This is a genomic window from Mycobacterium lentiflavum (assembly GCF_022374895.2).
GTDB classification, from domain to species: domain Bacteria; phylum Actinomycetota; class Actinomycetes; order Mycobacteriales; family Mycobacteriaceae; genus Mycobacterium; species Mycobacterium lentiflavum.
In genome coordinates this window covers 2,924,507-2,939,485 of the sequence record NZ_CP092423.2, presented here as the reverse complement: position 1 = coordinate 2,939,485, position 14,979 = coordinate 2,924,507, and the positions used below count along the sequence as shown (strand labels likewise).

14 protein-coding genes are annotated in these 14,979 nt (G+C 65.6%); 3 read left to right on the top strand and 11 right to left on the bottom strand.

Annotated features, from left to right (window positions below):
- Positions 1-3: 3 nt before the first annotated feature.
- Complete coding sequence (gene bacA / locus MJO58_RS13710) at positions 4-1,923, top strand: vitamin B12 ABC transporter pemease/ATP-binding protein BacA (protein ID WP_239723274.1); 1,920 nt, start codon at positions 4-6, stop codon at positions 1,921-1,923.
- On the opposite strand, the gene MJO58_RS13705 is transcribed toward bacA, so the two are convergent.
- From MJO58_RS13705 to MJO58_RS13695, 3 genes are all read right to left on the bottom strand, one after another.
- Positions 1,920-3,419: an FAD-binding protein gene (locus tag MJO58_RS13705; protein ID WP_239723129.1), complete on the bottom strand. Its 1,500-nt coding sequence runs from the start codon at positions 3,417-3,419 to the stop codon at positions 1,920-1,922. The genes bacA and MJO58_RS13705 overlap by 4 nt on opposite strands.
- Before the next feature lie 49 nt (positions 3,420-3,468).
- Complete coding sequence (locus MJO58_RS13700) at positions 3,469-3,969, bottom strand: VOC family protein (RefSeq protein WP_239723128.1); 501 nt, start codon at positions 3,967-3,969, stop codon at positions 3,469-3,471.
- 123 nt (positions 3,970-4,092) lie between these two features.
- Complete coding sequence (locus tag MJO58_RS13695; protein ID WP_217493127.1) at positions 4,093-4,776, bottom strand: TetR/AcrR family transcriptional regulator; 684 nt, start codon at positions 4,774-4,776, stop codon at positions 4,093-4,095.
- A gap of 119 nt (positions 4,777-4,895) precedes the next feature.
- Between MJO58_RS13695 and MJO58_RS13690 the strand changes: the two genes are divergently transcribed.
- Entirely contained in the window at positions 4,896-5,339 is a 444-nt protein-coding gene (locus tag MJO58_RS13690) for a nitroreductase/quinone reductase family protein (protein ID WP_239723127.1), read from the top strand.
- 4 nt (positions 5,340-5,343) lie between these two features.
- On the opposite strand, the gene MJO58_RS13685 is transcribed toward MJO58_RS13690, so the two are convergent.
- Together MJO58_RS13685 and MJO58_RS13680 are read right to left on the bottom strand one after the other, a co-directional pair.
- Positions 5,344-6,024, bottom strand: coding sequence for an Rv1815 family serine proteinase (locus MJO58_RS13685; protein ID WP_239723126.1), 681 nt, complete (start codon positions 6,022-6,024; stop codon positions 5,344-5,346).
- A 119-nt stretch (positions 6,025-6,143) separates the two neighbouring features.
- Positions 6,144-7,085 (bottom strand): sterol desaturase family protein, encoded by a 942-nt coding sequence (locus tag MJO58_RS13680; protein WP_239723125.1) that lies wholly within the window; start codon positions 7,083-7,085, stop codon positions 6,144-6,146.
- An 81-nt stretch (positions 7,086-7,166) separates the two neighbouring features.
- Between MJO58_RS13680 and MJO58_RS13675 the strand changes: the two genes are divergently transcribed.
- Positions 7,167-8,366, top strand: a complete 1,200-nt coding sequence (locus MJO58_RS13675; protein ID WP_239723124.1) for an NAD(P)/FAD-dependent oxidoreductase — start codon at positions 7,167-7,169, stop codon at positions 8,364-8,366.
- A 3-nt stretch (positions 8,367-8,369) separates the two neighbouring features.
- Here the strand turns inward: MJO58_RS13675 and MJO58_RS13670 are convergent, their stop codons facing one another.
- The 6 genes from MJO58_RS13670 to MJO58_RS13645 form a co-directional block, all read right to left on the bottom strand.
- A complete protein-coding gene (locus MJO58_RS13670) occupies positions 8,370-9,080 on the bottom strand; it encodes an MgtC/SapB family protein (RefSeq protein WP_239723123.1) in 711 nt (236 codons plus the stop codon).
- Between the two features lie 262 nt (positions 9,081-9,342).
- The gene (locus MJO58_RS13665) at positions 9,343-9,666 is read right to left on the bottom strand and encodes a DUF732 domain-containing protein (protein ID WP_090602213.1); all 324 of its coding nucleotides are present in this window, start codon (positions 9,664-9,666) and stop codon (positions 9,343-9,345) included.
- Positions 9,667-9,701: 35 nt separating this feature from the next.
- The gene (locus MJO58_RS13660; protein WP_239723122.1) at positions 9,702-11,093 is read right to left on the bottom strand and encodes a PPE family protein; all 1,392 of its coding nucleotides are present in this window, start codon (positions 11,091-11,093) and stop codon (positions 9,702-9,704) included.
- A 5-nt stretch (positions 11,094-11,098) separates the two neighbouring features.
- Positions 11,099-12,334 carry a PPE family protein gene (locus MJO58_RS13655; RefSeq protein ID WP_090602205.1) on the bottom strand — a complete coding sequence of 412 codons (1,236 nt, stop codon included), beginning with the start codon at positions 12,332-12,334 and terminating at the stop codon, positions 11,099-11,101.
- A 1,086-nt stretch (positions 12,335-13,420) separates the two neighbouring features.
- Positions 13,421-13,771, bottom strand: a complete 351-nt coding sequence (locus tag MJO58_RS13650; protein ID WP_239723121.1) for a DUF732 domain-containing protein — start codon at positions 13,769-13,771, stop codon at positions 13,421-13,423.
- 6 nt (positions 13,772-13,777) lie between these two features.
- Complete coding sequence (locus tag MJO58_RS13645) at positions 13,778-14,971, bottom strand: PPE family protein (RefSeq protein ID WP_239723120.1); 1,194 nt, start codon at positions 14,969-14,971, stop codon at positions 13,778-13,780.
- Positions 14,972-14,979: the final 8 nt, after the last annotated feature.

The window sequence follows — 14,979 nt, the reverse complement described above, 5'->3', positions numbered from 1 at the left end:
AAGTTGGGTCCCACGCTATTCAAGCCATCCATCGACTGGTCGTCGGCACTTGTGGACTCGTTGCAATGGGTCGCCATCGCCTGGGCGGTCGGCGCAGTATGTCTGATCGTCGTGCTGACGGTGTTCAGGTTCTTCACGCCCTGGGGCCGGCAGTTCTGGCGGATCACCCGGGGGTATTTCGTCGGCCCGGCCAGCGTCAAGGTGTGGCTGGTACTCGGGGTGCTGCTGCTCTCGGTGCTGCTTGCGGTGCGGCTGACCGTGCTGCTCAGCTACCAGGGCAACGACCTGTACACGTCGGTGCAGATCGCGGTCCAGGGCACGGCTGCCGGCGACGACACCGTCAAACAGTCTGGTATTCACGGCTTTTACATGTCGCTGCTGATTTTCAGCGTGCTGGCCACGCTCTACGTCATCCGATTCATGCTCGACATCTACATCACCCAGCGGTTCATGATCGCGTGGCGCATGTGGTTGACCGCGCACCTGACCGACGACTGGCTGGACGGCAAGGCCTATTACCGGGATCTGTTCATCGACAACACGATTGACAACCCCGACCAGCGTATCCAGCAGGACATCGACATCTTCACCGCGAATGCCGGTGGAACCCCTAACAACCCGTCCAACGGCACAGGCGGCACCTTGCTGTTCGGGGCCGTCAACGCGGTCGCTTCGGTGATCTCGTTCGCCGCCATCCTGTGGAACCTGTCCGGGGACCTGACCCTGTTCGGTATCACGTTGCCACGGGCCATGTTCTGGACCGTGCTGGTCTATGTGCTGATCGCGACGGTTGTCGCGATTTGGCTTGGGCGGCCACTGATTTGGCTCAGCTTCAACAACGAGAAACTCAACGCCGCGTTCCGCTATGCCCTGGTGCGGCTGCGCGACGCCGCCGAAGCGGTCGGCTTCTACCGCGGCGAGCGGGCCGAGCGGGCGCAACTGTGGCAGCGCTTCACGCCGATCATCGACAACTACCGCAAGTTCGTCCGCCGGACCATCATCTTCAACGGCTGGAACTGGTCGGTATCGCAGGCGATCGTCCCGCTGCCGTGGATCATCCAGGCACCGCGGTTGTTCTCCGGCAAGATCAACTTCGGCGATGTCGGCCAGACCGCAACGGCATTCGGCAACATTCACGACTCGCTGTCGTTCTTCCGGAACAACTACGACGCGTTCGCCTCGTTCCGCGCGGCCATCATCCGGTTGCACGGATTGGTCGACGCCAACGCCCAGGGCCGCGCGCTGCCGGCGGTGCTGGTCAAACCGAGCCAGGACAAGGCGGTCGAGCTGGCCGGGATCGAGGTCCGCACCCCGGCGGGAGATCAGCTGATCGACTCGCTCGACATCGAGCTCGATACCGGCGACACGCTGGTGATCACCGGGCGTTCCGGCGCGGGCAAGACCACGCTGCTGCGCAGTCTGGCCGAATTGTGGCCGTACGCCTCGGGAACACTGTGCCGCCCGGACGGCGACAACGCGACGATGTTCCTCTCGCAGTTGCCGTACGTGCCGCTGGGCAGTCTGCGCGGCGTGGTGTGCTACCCGAACTCGCCGGATGACATCAGCGACGGCGAGCTGCACGAGGTGCTGACCAAGGTGGCGCTGGCCCCGCTGATCCAACGGCTCGACGAAGAGCAGGACTGGGCCAAGGTGCTGTCGCCGGGTGAGCAGCAGCGTGTTGCCTTCGCCCGGATTCTGCTCACCAAGCCGCGCGCCGTCTTCCTCGACGAGGCCACCTCCGCGCTCGACGAGGGACTGGAATTCGCGCTCTATCAACTACTGCGCAACGAACTTCCGGAGTGCGTCGTGGTCAGCGTCAGCCATCGCAACACCGTCGAGCAGCATCACGAACAAGAGCTGCAATTGCTCGGCGGCGGCCGCTGGCAGCTCGGGCCGGTCGGCCAGGAGCCCGTGACGGTCTAGCGCTGCGCGCCCACGGCCTGCTGGGCGGCGTGCGTTCCGGCGCGGCGGCCGAAGAACGAGCCCTCGCCCAGCTGGGTGCCGCTGGCGTAGCCCTTGCCGTCTTGGGCGATGTTGGAGGCACACGCCGCGACCGCGTAGAGCCCCGGCACCGGTGTGCCGTCTTCACGCAACACCTGACCGTCCACCGACGTGGCCAGGCCGCCCATCGTGAACCCCGAGTACATCGCCCGGCCCAGCGACAGATCGAACACCGCCCACGGCCCATTGTCTTGCGCCGCAAGGTATTCCGGTTGCTTGTGAAAATCCGGGTCCTCGCCCTTGGCCGCGAACTCGTTGTAGCGGTCCAGGGTCGCCGCCAGGTTGCCGGTCGGAATGCCCAGCGCGTCCTCCAATTCGGCGATGGTCTCGTAGCCGTCGATGAATTTGATCAGTGGCATTTCGGGCATCTCGGTGTGCGCCTCGTCGACGATCAGGTAGGCGGTCTGCTCCGGCTGCTCGAGGACGAATGCCGAGGTGCGCGAGTGGTAGGAGTCCTCGGTGACGAAGCGCTTGCCGTCCTTGTTGACGATCACACCGGTCAGCAGAATAGCGGGCGGGTACGCCGCCGCGGTGATGAACAAGTCGTCCATGTTCTTGGCGACTCCGCCGGCCGAGACGCCCATCCGAATGCCCAGTCCGTCGTCGTTGGGGTTGCCCAGGATGTAGGGCGCCACCGTGCCGTGATGCTTGGTTTTCCGTTCCTGGGCCAGTGCGGGAGTGTACTGGGCGACCATCTCCGGGTTCATCGCAAATCCGCCGGCGGCAATGATGACCGACTTTGCTTTGATCGCACCGGTTTCGGTGAAGTGCTTCCAGGCGACGCCGACCACCGCACCGTGGTCGTCGACGACGAGGTTGGTCGCCCCGGTCTCGTAGCGCACCTGCACTCCCAAGTCAGCGGCGCGCTTGACCAGGAGGTCGATCACCATCGCCGCGCCACCCAACTCGCCGGGCACCGGTACCGAGTGCCCGCGCGGCGCGGGCTTGGCCTGCTCGCAGAAGGGCCATACCTTTTCGTTGCCGGTGTAGCTCAGCCCCTCGGTCCCCGGTGGGACGACCACCTTGCCCGGGTAGTAGCTGCGCTCGAACTGGAAGCCAAGGTCCTCCAGCCAATCGAAGTGCTCGACGCTGTCGTCGGAGTACACCCGAATCTTCTCGAGATCCGGCTCGCGCGACACCGCGACGAGGTACTTGTACATCTCCTCGGGGGTGTCGTCCTGCCCGGTGGCCTGCTGAACCGCGGTGCCACCGCCCAGGTAGAAGTGACCGCCGGCCATGGAGGAGGTTCCGCCCGCGGCGGCAGCGCGCTCCAAGACCAGCACCCGCGCGCCGTCGGCCGCCGCACTCACCGCGGCGCAGCCACCGCCGATGCCGAAGCCGATCACCAGCACGTCGACGTCGTCCGACCACGACGTCACTGTGTCCGCCTTGACCGTTGCTGGAATCTCGGTGCTCATTGGCGCCACTCCTCTTCATCGCGGCGCTCTGCATCGTCGTCGGCGCAGCTCACCCTTGCTCCTGTTTGATGTAGTCGTAAAACGCCCTCATCTCGGGCGAGATGTACGCGATCTCCACGTACGGCACGCCCGCCTGTGGCGCTGCGACGTACGCGAATTGGATTCCGCCGGGCATCACGCCCTGCTGCACCACCGCGGCGCCGTGATTGGCGGCGTCGGCCAGTGCCGCGTCGAATCGCTCGGGGGTTTCGGCCGCCACGCAGATGTGGTGCAAACCTGGCCCGGAGTCACGAAGAAATTCACTATAGATGTTCTCCCCACTGACCGGTTCGATGAGCTCCAGCTGCATGTCGCCGAGATAGCTCAAGGAAATGTGGGCGACGAAGTCGGCCGGCTTGCCACGGTAGCTACAGCTGTCCGGAGCAAAGTGCACGTCGGGTATCCGCACCCACTTCCGGGCGCCTAACAGGCCGGTGAGAGCCGTTTCGGTGGCATCCAGATTTTGGGTGACCCAGGCGATCTGTATCGGTGATTGAACTGCAAGCGTCATCGTTTGGCAGGATAGCCCAGTCGATCGGCCCCGAGAAAGGCCCAGAGATTCTTTGCCGTGATCCGGCGCTGGGCACCCTGAGACGCGGGGTGAACACGTTCTAATTCCGGCCCAAACCGCGGGTCAGTGCTGGACGAGCATGTCCACCAGCAGTGCGAGCTGGGTGTTGAACACGGCTTCCGGATCGGTCAGGGTGTCGGCGCCGTATTGTCCGAACACCTCGAGGCTGATGGCGCCCAGCACCCCGGCCCAGAACAAGAAGCACTTGGCGATGACGGCGTCGTCGCCGGGAAAGCTGAACTCTTGCCTGATTCGGTCGAAGTCCGACGACATCGGTTGCGGGACAACGGTATTGGTCAGCCGGATGTCGCCGGTGGTGATCCCGGCGGCGATGGCGTCGAAGATGGCTCCCACCACGCGGGTGCCGACTCCGACGGTGCGTTCCGCCGGAGCGTGATAACCGGGGACCGGGCTGCCGTACAGCAGGGCCCACTGGGCGGGGTGCGCCACGGCCCAGCGCCGCGCCGCCCGGGCGATCGCGACGACGTCGTCACTCCACACTTCGTCCGCGGTGTCGCGGGCTCGGTCCACCGCGTCGGCCAGGTCGGAGTAGGCGTCGATGAGCAGTAGGGTGAGCAGTTCGTCTCGACTGGACACATACCGGTACACCGCCGAGGAGACCATGCCCAGGTCGCGAGCTATCGCGCGGAGTGACAGCCCGGCCGCGCCGCGGTCGACCAGGTGCCGCCGGCCCAGCTCGACGATGCGCGCCTCGATCTGTTCCCGTGACTCCTGGCGTTTGCCCACGTCGTCAGTCTTGCACAAACCGAGAACACCGCTCTTGATTTTCGATCGGTGTTGTGTCATCGTGACCAAGCGGAGAGCACTGCTCTCAGAATTTTCCAGGCCGGCCGAGAGGATCCTCCATGTCCACCCGCTACGAAGAACCCACCCGTGTCGCCCGCGCCGGTAACGCCGTGATTCGATGGCTCGCCGAACTCGGGGTCAGCATCGCGGGCACCCGGGCGCTGCGCGTCCGGGGGCGCACATCGGGAAAGCCGCGTGCGGTGGTGATCAACCTGTTGACCATCGACGGCGTGGATTATCTCGTTTCGCCGCGAGGCAATACCCAGTGGGCACGCAACGTGCGTGCCGCCGGTGCCGTCGAGGTGGGGCCGCGGTGGCGGCGCAAACACCTGACGGCTGCCGAGGTCGAGGACGCGGCTAAGCCCGCGGTGCTGAAGCGGTATCTAGACAGGTGGTACTGGCAGGTCAAGGGTTATGTGGGCGGCCTGACGCCGGATTCCAGCGAGGAAGAGTTCCGCGCAGGCGCCCCGTCCATACCCGTCTTCGTACTCGGGTCGCAGTGACACGCTAGCCGCCGTTGAGCTGCCCCGCCATGTCCTGGTGAACCTGTTCGGAGGTGGCCCGCCACGATACCGCCGCGGGAAAGTCGCCCCACATGCTGTTGAAGATCCCGACGATCTGCCCCGGACCGGCGGCCGAGGCCAAGTACACCGGTCCGCCGGAGTCGCCCGGATGGCTCTGGACACCGTGGGACATGGTGAACCAGCCGTTGTTCACCGCCTCGACGGTCCCGCAGGTTTCGCCGGTGGAGACGCCGAAGTGGCAGACCGCCTGCCCGGGCTGCAGCGCTACGTTCGGGCTCGACACCAGCGGCCGTCCGCCCGGCAGCATGTTGTTCAGCGGAATGTTGGGATCCAGCGCGATCACTTCGTAGTCGCTGATGGCCTGGTCGACGGCGACGGTCGAGCCGCTTGGGGTGTCGTCGCGGAAAGTCGCGAGATGGCCGATCGGGTTGCGGTTTCTGTCGGTGACGATATTTCCGGTGCTGCGGCAATGCCCGGCGGTATAGGCGATTCTCGCGGCCTGATCGACGTAGCCCAGGGTGCACAGCCGGTTGTCCTGCAGGATCTCCATGCCCGGCGACACCACCACCGGGTCGGCGTGTGCCGTGGCTGCCGGCGAGCCGGGTGTACAGGCCACGGCCGCAATCGCCGCGGCGAGTACGCGAAGTGCCATGCGATACACCATGGACGGACTCCGTTCCGTCAAGGCCGGCGGGTGCTCCGACCACAAGTTGAGATTACGTCGTTACTGTTTCGTCATCGACCTTTTCGCGCCAGCCGGGGCTGGCGTTACAGCGACATCGATTACGAGGACGTCGCCAGCCGCACGGACTCGTCGACTGCGGCGGCCGGGCGCGGAGTCCAGCCCGGCGGTCCGAATACGTAACCCAGCCGGTCGCGCAGCCGGTTCGCCGAGCGCCAGTCGCGCGCGATCGCGACGTATTCGCGGGTCTGCAGGTTCCAGATGTTAAAGGTGTCCACCTGCTTGGTGAGCCCGTAATGCGGGCGGAACAGCTCAGCCTGGAAGCTGCCGAACAGGCGGTCCCAGAGGATGAAGATGCCGCCGTAATTCTTGTCGAGGTACACCTTGTCCATGCCGTGGTGCACGCGATGGTGTGACGGCGTATTGAAAACGAACTCGATCGGTCGCGCGAGCTTGCCGATCCGCTCGGTGTGCACCCAGTACTGGTAGATCAAATTGATCGAGAACGCGAAGAACACCATCCAGGGTGGAATCCCCAACAGCGGCAGCGGAATCCACATCAGGATCTCGCCGCTGTTATTCCACTTCTGGCGAAGCGCGGTCGCGAAGTTGAAGTATTGGCTGGAGTGATGCGCCTGGTGAGTGGCCCAGATCAGCCGCACCCGGTGCGCGATGCGGTGGTAGGCGTAGTACAGCAGGTCGACGCCGACGATCGCAATGACCCAGGTGTACCACTGGTCCACCCGCAGGTGCCACGGCGCCAGGTAGGCATAAATCGCGGCATACCCGAGTAGGGCCAGAGTCTTCCAACCGGCGGTAGTCGCGATCGAAACCAGGCCCATCGAAATGCTGGCCCACGAATCGCGGGTCAAATACGCGCCCGACGCCGGCCGGGGATCCTCGGCGGCGGCCTCGAGCCGTTCGAGCTTGCGCGCCGCGGTCCACTCGAGAATCAGCAGCACCAGGAAGAACGGAATCGCGAACAGCACCGGGTCCCGCAGCTGCGGGGGCAGTACGGCTAAGAACCCGGTGATCGCGCTCACACAGACAGATTACGGCCTCGCACACGGCGGTCACCGGCCCGATCTGTTGCTCGCGCCGTCGGACAGTCCAGACTGTGGCTGATGGCAGACAAGCTGGCGGTGCTGATCATCGGCTCCGGATTTGCGGGATTGTGGGCAGCGCTGGGCGCCGCTCGGCGACTCGACGAGCTCGCGGTGCCGGCGGGGACCGTCGACGTCACTGTGCTCAGCGCTACGCCGTTCCATGACATCCGGGTCCGCAACTACGAGGCCGACTTGAGCGCCTGCCGCATCCCGCTGGCCGAGCTTTTGGATCCCGCCGGCGTGGCCCACACCGCGACCGAGGTGACCGCGATCGACGCCGGCACGCGCACGGTCCGCACGGCCGATGGTGCGACCTACGGCTACGACCGGCTGGTGCTGGCGTCGGGTAGCCGGGTGCTCAGACCCGCGGTGCCGGGGCTGCAGGAGTTCGGTTTTGACGTCGACACCTATGACGGCGCAGTCGAGCTGCAACGGCATCTGCAACGGCTCGCCGACCGTGCGCCGGCGCCCGCGACGTCGACCGTCGTCGTGGTCGGCGCCGGGCTGACCGGCATCGAAACGGCATGCGAGCTGCCGAACCGGTTGCGCGCGTTGCTCTCCGGAGACCCCCGGGTGATTCTCGTCGACCGAAATCCACTGGTCGGCTCCGACATGGGAGCTTCGGCACGGCCGGTGATTCAAAAAGCGCTGTTGGACAACGGGATTGAGACAAGGACCGGAGTTGGTGTCGACGTTGTCAGCCGCAACGGCGTGACGCTGTCCTCGGGTGAGCAGCTGGAGGCGGCCACGGTGGTGTGGTGTGCCGGGATGCGGGCGAGCTCGCTGACCGAACAACTGCCGGTCGAACGCGACCGCTCGGGCCGGGTACCCGTCGACGATTATCTGCGGGTGATCGGGGTCGGGTCGGTCTTCGCCGCCGGTGATGTGGCGGCCGCCCGCATGGACGACGAACACCTGTCGGTGATGTCGTGTCAGCATGGGCGGCCGATGGGCCGTTATGCCGGCTACAACGTTATCAGTGACCTGTTCGGCGAGCCGATGCGTGCCCTTCGAATCCCTTGGTATGTAACGGTTCTCGATCTCGGACCGGCTGGCGCCGTCTACACCGAAGGGTGGGACCGCGTGGTGGTAGCCACGGGCGCGGACGCCAAGACGACCAAGCAGACCATCAATTCCAAGCGGATCTATCCCCCACTGACCGGCATCCGCGCCGAGCTGTTGGCCGCGGCCGCACCGGAGTTGCAGGCGCGCCCGTAGTCGTCAGTCGGCACGCTCTTCGTCACCGGCATACCACTGCACCGCTCGAACACCGGGCTGCAGGGAAAGCTCGGCGACCAATCGCTCGAGCTTGGCCGGTGTATGCCCATCCACGAGAAGGTGTGCGGTCAAAGTGATCTCGTCGTCGTCGGACTGCCCGGTCTGGATGCCGCGCAGCGTCAGGTCGTTGCTGCTGGCATGCTGTACCAGCTGTGCGCGGGCGTACTTCTCGGATTTTGGGCGACAGATCGCCTGAACCAGGAAGGGTCGACGGCCTTCGTCTTCCTCAGTGTCGTTGTCGTGGTCGATGACCCGCCCCAGCGGGCGGCCCACCACGTGGATAGTGATGACGGCGACGGTGGCGATCAAGGTGAACAGCAAGTTTCCGGAGGCGGCCAGTACCCCTATCGCCGCGGAGCACCACAGGGTTGCGGCGGTGTTGAGGCCCCGGACGTTGACGCCCTCGCGCAGAATCACCCCGCCGCCGAGAAAGCCGATACCGGACACTACGTAGGACGCGACCCGGGTGGGGCTGCTGTCCGGGGTAGCGACCGCGTACAGCACGAACAAGGTGGCGCCAGCGGCCACCAGCGCGTTGGTCCGCAAACCGGCCCGGCGTGCTCGCCACTGCCGTTCGATTCCGACCAGGGCGCCGCAGCCCACCCCGACGCCCAGCCGGAGCGCGAAATCGGCGACGCTGAGCGTCTGCGACATACCGGACTCCTTCCCCCGACGGCATGGCCGCGCCGCCGCCGTGCCGATCGCGGCCAGCTAATCATGAACAGTGGGTGGATGCCAGCCAAGCTGGTTCCCGGCTGGACGTTCCCGCGCAACCTCTACGCAGCCGGGCGTTGGCGTGGCTACCCCGCCGAGGACGGTTTGTTGAGCCGTTGCGGGCAGTAGGTCCCGTCGCAAGGAAGCTGGCGTCATCGCGGCAGCACCAAGCAGTGGCCGCCTCAGTGCGGGCGCCATCGCATCACGCTTTCGAAAGTTGGTGCGGGCAATAGAACTTCGCCGATATCAGCGCGAAGTCCGATGCCATCTCCATGCTCATTCCTGGGTTGTGATTTTTCACGTCGTGCACCAGCTCCAGCCCGGACTCGCCGTTGTTCAGGCACGAGCACACCGCGCGCCCTGCCGTGACGGCTGAGGCCTCACTGGAAAAGCTGAAGCCGGCCTGGCGCAGTGTGGCCAGGAAGGCCCCGTCGTCACCGTCGGGTTCCGGCACTGGTTCGGCGTACGCCGGCCCCGCGAGGCCAATCATCGCGAACACGCCGAGTACCGCAAATAGCCGTTTCATCGGTTACCTTCTTCCGTGCTGAATGAGGTTGTTCCTCAACCGATTTGGGCATCTTCGGACGGGATGACCTTGGACTTGCCCTTCTTCAGGTGCACCGCGTGGATACCCGGCTTCTTGGCCAGCTGCTCGAGCAGTGCGTCGAGACCTTCCTGATCGACGTTGTGATGCTGCACGGTTTCGGGTTTCTCCGAAATCTGTGCCACCAACCGTTTCAGGTGTTCCGGCGAGCTCTTATCCTTGAGGTCTTTGAGCGGTTTCATCCGATTGCGGACGCTGGCGTTTACCACGGTGGGACCTCCGGCGCCAAGGGCGCTGCCCAGCATTCCCGCCATCCCCATCGAGCTGAACAGGCTGCCCTCGCTGAGCGCCGCCGCCGGGATGGCCTCCGGCCCGGCGGCCGTCAAGGCGGCGGCCACCGTCCTGATTGCCGGCGTCGACGAGACCCAGCTGGGCGGGACCGTCAGTGATCCGACCAGGGTGCCGCGCGCGAATCCGGCCGTCGGGGTCACCGCGTCGAACAGGGTCCCCCGGGTGAAGCCCAACGCGCCCAGACCGGCGCCCAACGCGTCTTTGGGAAGTGCACCGTAGGCCACCGGAGGCGCGAACTTGAGCCATTGCGACACAGGAAAGTTGATCAGCAACCCGATGTCGTTGAACCCGGTGGTAAAGCCGAGTGGGCCCCTGACGGCGGTGTAGAGGGCGTTCACCCACGCTGATCCGTTGGGCCCAAGGGCCGAGTTGAAGAGCCCGTTGATGAAGTTGGTGTACTCGGTCGCCAGCTGCGAGAGAAATGCCAGCGGGGTGCCCGAGGTGGCGGTTGCCGCGGCTGCTGCCGCTGGTGTCGCGGCCGCCGCGGCTGCCGCCGTCGGTGCGGCCGCCGCTTGCATCGCTGTGCCTGCGGGGTTGGTGGTCTGCGGCGCCTCGGTGAACGGCGTCAGCTCGGAGGCGGTCGCCGCGGAGGCGAAGTAGGTGTCCATTGCCTCGCCGTCCTGGGCCCACATCTCCGCGTACTGCGCCTCGGTGGCGGCGATCGCCGCGGTGTTCTGCCCGAAGAGATTGGTGGCCATCAACTGGGTCAGCAGTTCACGGTTGGCGGCGATCAGCGGCGGTGGGACATGGGCGGCGAACGCGGTTTCGTACGCGGCGGCGGCCTGCGTCAATTGGTCCGCGGTTTTGGCGGCTTGGGCCGCGGTTTGCTGCATCCACGCCACGTAGGGCGCGGCCGCGGCCGCCATGGTCAACGACGACGGACCCATCCAGGCCCCGCCGCTCAGATTCGACACCACCGACGCATAGGCGGCCGCCGCGGACTGCAGTTCGGCGGCCAGGTTCTCCCAGGCCGACGCCGCCGTCACCAACGACCCCGCACCCGGCCCGCTGTACATCCGCCCCGAATTGAACTCCGGTGGAAAGGCTGCGTAAAACATGTCGTTCAGTCCTCCAGGTCCGGAATCACGATGATGGTTGCGGCGGCCGGGTCGGCTTCGGCGACGAGGCCACCCAGTGCCGCTGCGGTCGCGGCATTGCCGCTCACCGAATGAGTAGAGGTCGCGGCAATGGCACGTCCAGCCAGGCTGGACAACGCCATTTGACTGAAGACGCCGCCCTCACCGGCGAGCGAGGCGGCCGGTAGTGCGGCCTCGGTAGCCGGCAGCACCGTCGCGAGCGTTCTGATCGCCGGGGCCGCTTCGGTCCAGCCTTGTGGCACCGACATGCTGCCGACCAAGGCCGCCCTGCCCATCGAGCCCGTCACCGGCGCGCCACCGACCGCGGAGCTCAGCATCGGATGGACGGCACTGGGCACCCTGGTCAGTGGTTCCAACGCACCCTTGATGAACTTCGGCCCGGACAGGTAGGCGGCAGCGCTCTGCCCGTTCTGGCCCCAAGCGTAGGCCTGACCGAACGACAGGAAGGGACCACCGGGTATGGAAGTCAGGCCCTGCAGGGAGTACGGGCCGGAGGCGATGGTCGCGAAGATGTTGTTCCACTCGGTTAGGGCCGGCGGCACCGGCGGCAAGGTGATGGGTGACGTCGCCGCCGGGTCCGCGGCCGCCAGTTGGACGAGTTGTGTCGCGGAGTTGGTGCCCGACGAGGTGCTCGACTGGGCCATCGCCGCAGCCTGCATCCCCGAGCCGGGCTCGTTCGTGGTCTGCGGCGGCTCGGTGAACGCCGGCAGCCGTGACGCCGTCGCCGACGACCCGGCGTACCCGTACATCGCGGCGGCGTCCTGCGCCCACATCTCCAGGTACTGGGCTTCGGTGGCCGCGATCGCCGGGGTGTTCTGTCCCAAAATGTTGGTCGCGATCAACGTCGCCAGCAGGGAGCGGTTGGCCGCGACGACGGGCGGCGGTACTGTCGCCGCGAAAGCAGCCTCGTAAGCGCCTGCAGCAAGCTTGGCCTGGATACCCGCCTGCTCGGCCTGCGCCCCCGTCGCGTTCATCCACTGCACGTACGGTGCGGCCGCGGCGGCCATCGCGATCGAGGAGGGGCCGGTCCACGGCCCGACAGAGAGGCTCTGGATCGTCGAGCCGTACAGCGCCGCCGTCGAGAACAGTTCTGCAGCTAATTCGTCCCAGGCGGCGGCGGCGGCCAACATCGGCCCCGATCCCGCACCGACATACATCCGACCGGAGTTGATCTCCGGTGGTAACGCCCCGAAGTCCAACATTTCTACCTCCGCTCCCTCATTTGGTCGCCATGGTAGGCCCGGCTTCACGGGCCCCGCCGCAAACGCGCCGCAGCTCTAATGAAATACATCGAATCCACGTTATATGACACATGTTTAGCGATCGCATGTTTGTACTCTCCCGGCTAAAATTCGTCCGGTCCTGATTCGGACGCGCGGTCACAATGTCGCGATTATTGTCGGCAAAAATTATGCGCGATGCGTTCCCTTCGGGTAATCGCGCGGTAAAAAAGAAATGTCAATGTATGGATCGCTCGTGTGAGATCATGAAAGTGATGTAGCTAACACCAACGTCGGAAAAACGCCAGGATAGACAGTATCGTGGCAGCATTCAGCCACCGTCCCCAGTAGACCCTGGATATCCAGAATTCCCATGAATGTCGTGTCTGGCCGACCCCAATCGCACTCGTGTCACCCGCTATCGAAGGCTATGGCTACCGGTGCGATCATGAGTTTTTGTTCTCCCGTAGATAATTTCAGCATAAACATATATAGAAATGGGAAAATGCCGGGATAGCGCGGGATAGCGGGTCGAATGGGCGGACTATCCGAAATGCACGTTACATTCATCTGGAATGGCGTACCTCTGCACGGTCGGTGTTTTGCGAAAATGCCGCTAGCAATTAGGACTATTCGCCCGTAGGTATTCGCGTGGCGGTATACCGTGCTCGAATTCCGGCCCGGCTGGGCAATCGACACATGATGTGCCATTGCCCTCGCGTCGTCCCGAAAGTCCCCTGCGGCAAGCACATCCCCCGGTGCCGGACTAGGGAGGATCGGCCTCGGGCGAGGCAGTCTGGGCGCGGATCAGCGCCGCACGGCCGTCGACGGCGCCGAACTGATAGGCAATGGTCATACTGAGCTCCCCTACATTTCACCTAACGTAAACATGTAGAACTGCTACCAGGCTTATTGACTTCTGGAGGTTTGCTGTGAGGGCGAGCGGTCGCGACTGCGCGCGTTCGCCGTTGCGGCGGAGCCGCCCGCACCGGCAGTTGACCACCGAAGGCCAGGCGTGCAGCAGCAACCCCTACGGCCAGAAATGCCTAGGCCGGCGGGCGCTTGTGCTCAGCTGTTGGGATAGGTGCCGGCGCTGCGGGGATCGTTGCCGCCGCTGTCGGTTGCCAGGCGTTCGGGGCAGTAGGCCATGGCGGCGGCTTTGGCGAACTGGGCGGCCTTAGCCATGGTGAAGGATGGGTTGAGATCGCGGATGTCGCGGATGATGTCGAGCTGAGACGTTCCGGAGTTGGCGAGGTCGCAGACTTTTTGGCCGGCTTTGATCGCATGCTCCGGGTCGTGGTAGGTGATGCCGGCGTTGTTGAGCGCGGCAAGGAAGGCGTCGTCAGCCGGGTCGGCGTGGGCCGGTGCGGCCAGGCCGATCAGGGCGGCGAGGCTTGTCAGCAGCGGTAGGGCTTTCATGTGTCGTTAACCGGCGGCGGGTGGGCGGCCGATGACGCGGGGCCGGAACCCGTAGATCGGGTCGGCGAATTCATCCTCGTGCGCCCCCGGAACGCCGGCTAGCGGCACGCCGGGCATGCCCACTGCTCCGGCTTCTTCCATCACCATCGGGGTGGCCGCGCCGAAGCTGTGGTAGGCCCCGGCGCCGACCTGCGTTGTGGCCGCGACGGTGCTGACGGTGGCGCCGCTGCCGGCCCAGGTCGGCGGGACCGACAGGGCCCCCACCAGACTGGCCTGCCCTACTGCGGCGGTGGCGGCCGCGCCCGGCAGGCTGGTCGTCGAGGACACCGCAGCCGCCCCACCAAGGCCGGCGGCCAGGTCCTCCAGCCCTGAGGTGGTCGCCCCTTGTACGGCGGCGTTCGCGACGGCTGTCGCGGCGGGATCTATCATTGTCGTCGGGTTCAGGATGCCGTTGGTGGTAAAGGCGTTCGACAGGCCCGAGACGCTGTTGTTGAGGAAAGCCCCCAGCAGATTCGGGTTGGAATTGCTGAAAATGTTCAGCAACCCGGAAAGTCCGGTGGTGTCTGAACCCGAGCCGGGCGTGAATATGTTGTTTCCCGCGCCGGCGGCCAACGGGGCGGCCAGGGCGTTGGCATTGGTCACCGCATCGGCCTGCAACGCCGTTGCGTCCGCGCTGGTGTCGGACTGCGGGTCGCTAAACGGCGTCATTTGCGTGGCGGCCCGCGACGCCGTGGTGTAGCTGGTCATCGCCGAGGCATCTTGGGCCCACATCTCGCCGTATTGCGCCTCGGTCGTCGCGATCGCCCCGCTGTTTTGGCCGATGATGTTGGTAGCCACCAGGTTCGCCAGCAGCGTGCGGTTAGCGGCCACCAGCGGCGGGGGCACCGTCGCGGCGAACGCGGCCTCGTAGGCGGCAGCGGCCGCGTTGGCCGCAGCGCCGGCCTGCTCGGCCTGCGTGGCGGTGGTGCTCATCCACTGCAGATACGGCTGCAGTGCCGCCGCCATCTTCGCCGACGCCGGACCCAGCCAGCCCTCACTGACCAGCGAACGGATCACCGCGTCGTAATTACTTGCCGCCGAACGCATCTCAGCAGCGATCGCGTTCCAGGCCGCCGCGGCGGCCAGCATCGACCCCGATCCAGGTCCGGCATACATCTTGGCCGAGTTGACTTCCGGCGGCAACGCCCCAAAGTTCAGCATGACATCTC

Coding starts and splice junctions, on each gene's coding strand:
- MJO58_RS13705 (WP_239723129.1), bottom strand. CDS start 3,419: ATGAGCACCGAGATTCCAGCAACGGTCAAGGCGGACACAGTGACGTCG.
- MJO58_RS13700 (WP_239723128.1), bottom strand. CDS start 3,969: ATGACGCTTGCAGTTCAATCACCGATACAGATCGCCTGGGTCACCCAA.
- MJO58_RS13690 (WP_239723127.1), top strand. CDS start 4,896: ATGTCCACCCGCTACGAAGAACCCACCCGTGTCGCCCGCGCCGGTAAC.
- MJO58_RS13685 (WP_239723126.1), bottom strand. CDS start 6,024: ATGGTGTATCGCATGGCACTTCGCGTACTCGCCGCGGCGATTGCGGCC.
- MJO58_RS13675 (WP_239723124.1), top strand. CDS start 7,167: ATGGCAGACAAGCTGGCGGTGCTGATCATCGGCTCCGGATTTGCGGGA.
- MJO58_RS13670 (WP_239723123.1), bottom strand. CDS start 9,080: ATGTCGCAGACGCTCAGCGTCGCCGATTTCGCGCTCCGGCTGGGCGTC.
- MJO58_RS13665 (WP_090602213.1), bottom strand. CDS start 9,666: ATGAAACGGCTATTTGCGGTACTCGGCGTGTTCGCGATGATTGGCCTC.
- MJO58_RS13660 (WP_239723122.1), bottom strand. CDS start 11,093: ATGTTTTACGCAGCCTTTCCACCGGAGTTCAATTCGGGGCGGATGTAC.
- MJO58_RS13655 (WP_090602205.1), bottom strand. CDS start 12,334: ATGTTGGACTTCGGGGCGTTACCACCGGAGATCAACTCCGGTCGGATG.
- MJO58_RS13650 (WP_239723121.1), bottom strand. CDS start 13,771: ATGAAAGCCCTACCGCTGCTGACAAGCCTCGCCGCCCTGATCGGCCTG.
- MJO58_RS13645 (WP_239723120.1), bottom strand. CDS start 14,971: ATGCTGAACTTTGGGGCGTTGCCGCCGGAAGTCAACTCGGCCAAGATG.